3 protein-coding genes are annotated in these 4,036 nt (G+C 72.8%); 1 reads left to right on the forward strand and 2 read right to left on the reverse strand.

Annotated elements, in window-relative coordinates:
- Positions 1–1,484: DUF2252 domain-containing protein (locus tag ABZ641_RS28215; RefSeq protein ID WP_359986164.1), on the reverse strand; the 1,484-nt coding region annotated here is incomplete at its 3' end.
- A 208-nt stretch (positions 1,485–1,692) separates the two neighbouring features.
- Here ABZ641_RS28215 and ABZ641_RS28220 point away from each other — a divergent pair.
- Positions 1,693–3,165 carry a hypothetical protein gene (locus ABZ641_RS28220; protein ID WP_344624754.1) on the forward strand — a complete coding sequence of 491 codons (1,473 nt, stop codon included), beginning with the start codon at positions 1,693–1,695 and terminating at the stop codon, positions 3,163–3,165.
- 48 nt (positions 3,166–3,213) lie between these two features.
- Here the strand turns inward: ABZ641_RS28220 and ABZ641_RS28225 are convergent.
- The coding region (locus tag ABZ641_RS28225) for a DUF389 domain-containing protein (protein WP_359986168.1) at positions 3,214–4,036 on the reverse strand (823 nt) is incomplete at its 5' end.

Genomic DNA, 4,036 nt, shown 5'->3' on the forward strand with positions numbered 1-4,036 from the left:
GAACAGGACTGGACGGAACGCATCCAGGAGATCGTCGGCACCCACGTCCGCGAACGCGGCCGCGCGGTCGTGGCGGCCGGCAGCCGGCCGTCCTGGACGGCGTCGACCAGGGCCCGGTGGTCCCGCTCGTTCTGGTCGGCGTACGCCTCCGCGAACTCCGCCAGTGCATGGTCGAAGACGTCCTTGCCGCCGAGGTAGGCGGCGATCGCGATGCGGTCCCCGGAGCGGGCGTGGGCACGGGCCAGGGTGAAGCCGCAGAGCGCGCCGAAGGCCTGCATCCCGGCGGGCCGCATGTCCTCGGCGACCGCGATGCCCTTCCAGTCGCGCAGTTGGCGGACGTAGAAGTCGCGGCGCTTGCCGTCGATGCCGTCCACCCGCTCCCAACCGAGGAACATGTCGCTGGCCGCCTGCATCAGCCGCTGGCCGGACACCACCCGCTCGCCCTGGTTGCGGTACTGGCTGGCGCCGACGTGAGCGGCGAGGACGGAGGTGTCCGCCTCCTTGGCCTGCATGAACAGCGGGTCCTGGCCGTCCCGGCCGAGCAGCAGGAAGATCCAGCAGCGGGTGCCGACGCTGCCGACGCCGACCACCTTGCGGGCGACGTCGACCAGCTCGAAGTTCTGCAGCAGGTAGCGGCGGTCGGACGGGAGGGTCTTGCCGTAGCGGGCGACCAGGCTGCGGAAGAGCTCCATCAGGGCATCGCGCTCCAGGTCCGGCAGCAGCTCGGAGACCGGCATCAGCAGCGGCGGGTCCGCGGCGATCCGGCGCCGGCCGTCGACGACCTCGGTGAGCTTCTCGAAGGCCTGCAGGCTGTCCCGGGTCCGGGCCTTGGCCAGCGCCTGGGCCAGCCCGCGCTGACCGCGCTTCGGCGCCCGCTCGGCGGCCAGCTCCTGCAGCATGTCGGAGTCCATCCGGGCGTACCAGACGTCGAGGTTCCGCATCCCGGCGAACCGGGCCATCGCCTCGCGGTACTGGCGGACGGTGGCCCGCACGATCTCCGCGCGCTCCTTGTCGTCGAAGCCGTTCGCCCGGCCCGCGATGACCAGGCTCGCCGACAGCCGCTTGACGTCCCACTCCCAGGGGCCGGGCAGGGTCTCGTCGAAGTCGTTGATGTCGAACAGCAGCTGACGCTCCGGGGAGGCCAGCAGCCGGAAGTTCAGCATGTGGGCGTCGCCGCAGAGCTGGGCGCGGATGCCGGAGTCCGGGCTGCCGGCCAGGTCGGACGCCATGATGGCGGCCGCGCCGCGGTAGAAGCGGAACGGCGACTCGGTCATCCGGCTGTAGCGGATCGGCACCAGCTCCGGCACCCGCTTGGCCGACTGGGCCTCCAGGATGCCGAGCGGGTCCGGCCGCTTCTTCGTCGGCCGGTACTCGGCGTGACTCGAACGCGGTGCCCGCCGCCGTGCCGCCCGCCCGCGGGCCGCGCGCTCCTCGGGGGTGGCCTGCGCCGCCGGACGGGTCTCCGGGTTCTGGTCCTTCGCCATGGGGTCCTCCTGCCTGACCGGGTGCGGCCGTGCGCCGCTCCGCTCGGGGCGGTTCGCACGGACCCTCCGATCATCGCCGCCACCGCGCCGTCCGGCCTGCCGTGGGCGCGCCGGAACCACCCGTACGCCCATTCCCGGTGGTGGCCGCGCCGGGCCGCGCTTCTCCTGGTAGGGCGAACGGCCGCAGGCCCCGACCCGAGGAGAGCAGATGGCGTCGAGCGAACCGGAGCCCGGCTCCGGCGAATCCGCGTCCGGCGGCTCCGGCCACGGCGAACCGCCGGAGCCCGTCCCGCCGGGCGGGCCACCGCCCGCCCAGGGCCCGGGACCGTCGTCGGACCGGCCCACCGTGGCCGCCGGCGGCGGCCCGGACGAGGTGGCCGCGCTGAAGGCGCGCCTCGCCGCGCTGGAGGCGACCACTCCGCCGCACAAGCGGGAGCACCACCGCTGGCGGACCTCCGGCGCCGTGGTGCTGATCGTGATCGCCTCGCTGCTCTCCATGCTGTCCGTGATGGCGGTCTGGACGGCCAACTTCGTCGGTGACACCGACCGGTACGTGCAGACCGTCGCCCCGCTCGCCACCGAGCCGGACGTCCAGGACGCGATCACCAACCGGGTCACCAAAGTCGTGCTCGATCAGATCGACGTCGACGCCCTGGTCAAGCAGCTCTCGGACACCGCCGCCCAGCAGGGCGTGCCGGAGAACCTGTCCAACCTGATCGGCAACCTCAGCGGCCCGATCAAGAGCGGCCTCACCGACCTGATCAGCTCCACCGTCCACAAGGTCGTCACCAGCGACCAGTTCGCCACCATCTGGGTCGACGCCAACCGCCTGATCCACAGCACGCTCGACAAGGCGCTCACCGGCAAGGGCGGCGGCACCGTCAAACTCGAGAACAACCAGGTCTCCATCGACCTCGCGCCCGTCATCGCGAAGGTGAAGACCCAACTGGTCGACTCCGGGCTCTCCGTCGCCTCGAAGATCCCGGACGTCCACACCAACTTCGTGATCTTCTCCTCCAAGGACGTCGGCAAGATCAGGACGTACTTCCGGCTGCTGGAGATCATGGGCAACTGGCTGCCGATCCTCACGGTGATCGTGGCCGCCGGCGGCGTCTTCCTCGCCGTCAACCGCCGCCGGGCGCTGATCGGCGCGGCGATCGGCATCGCGATCGCCATGCTGCTGATCGGCGTCGTGCTGACGATCTTCAGGGCGTACTACCTGGACCACCTGCCACCGGGCGCCAACCAGGCGGCCGCCGGGACGGTCTACGACACCCTGATCCGGTTCATGCGCGCGAGCATCCGCGCCATCGGTGCCGTCGCCGTGGTCACCGCGGTCGGAGCCTTCCTGATCGGGCCGTCGAAGCCCGCCGTCGCGGTGCGCACCGCCTGCCGCCGGATCATCGGCTCGCTGCGCGACGCGCTGTACTCGCTCGGCATGAAGCTCGGCCCGGTCGGCCCGTTCGTGCACCGCTGGAAGCGCTGGATCGGCGTGGTCGTCCTGCTGATCGGCGCGCTGATCCTGGCGACCTGGAGCTACCCGACCTGGGCCGTGGTCCTGTGGATCACCTTCTTCGTGGCGCTGGGCTTCGCGATCCGGGAGTTCCTCGACACCGGTCCCGAGGGCGACCGGGCCGCCCCGCCGGCCCGGACGGGCGGACCGCCGCCCGCCACCGCCTGACCGTCCCGGAGGGGGCGGGGCCCACCTGCCCCGCCCCCTCCGGCGGACTCAGTCCGTGGCCGGTAGCCCGCGCCGCCGGCCGATCCGGCGCCAGACGGCGCGCTGGGTGCGGAGCGTGCCCGTGCCGACCAGCACCAGCACCCCGGCGTTCAGCAGCAGCTGCAGGAACGAGCCCCAGGACTTCTCCCAGTTCTCGAACGCCGCGGACACCGCGACGTCCGCGGCCGCCGGAATGGTCGTCACCGAGATGAACACCCCGAGCAGCGCGCTCGTCCGGGCCTCGGTGAGCGAGACGATCCCGACCACGCCGGCCAGGCAGGCCACCACGACCGAGAAGAAGTCCGGCGTGCCGATCAGGTTGGACACCGGCCGCAGCCCTGCGTCGTACGCCCGCGACTCCAGGCCGAACCCCCGGATCACCAGCGCGAACAGGAAGGTGATCACGATGGCCGCCGGGAACCCGCGGGCCAGCGCCGTCAGCCCGCGCCGGACGGCCCGCCGGTCACCGAGGTCCAGGCCCAGCGCCACCCCCACGATCGCCCCGTACTCCGGGCCGACGACCATCGCGCCGACGATCAGGATCTGCGAGTTGGTGACGATGCCGACCGCGCCGAGCAGCGCCGCGACCACCAGGTACAGGTAGAAGCTCGGCGCGTAGCTGCCCTGGGCGCGGATCCGCGCCTCGACCTCGGCCCAGACCGGCGCGTGCACGCGCCGCCCGAGGCTGCGCCGCCCGGCCTCCGCGGCCGGGCCGAAGAAGGCGAGGTCCACCGGTTCGACGACCACCGACCCGCGGGTGTCCAGGCCCAGGCCGCGCAGGCCGTTCAGCACCTCGTTGGCGCCGCCCGCCAGCACGTCGCAGGCCAGCGCG

Source organism: Kitasatospora sp. NPDC007106 (assembly GCF_040634455.1).
Taxonomy (GTDB): Bacteria; Actinomycetota; Actinomycetes; order Streptomycetales; family Streptomycetaceae; genus Kitasatospora; species Kitasatospora arboriphila.

Bases quoted from the DNA above. Each gene is read 5' to 3' on its own strand.
- ABZ641_RS28220 (WP_344624754.1), top strand. From the start codon at position 1,693: ATGGCGTCGAGCGAACCGGAGCCCGGCTCCGGCGAATCCGCGTCCGGC.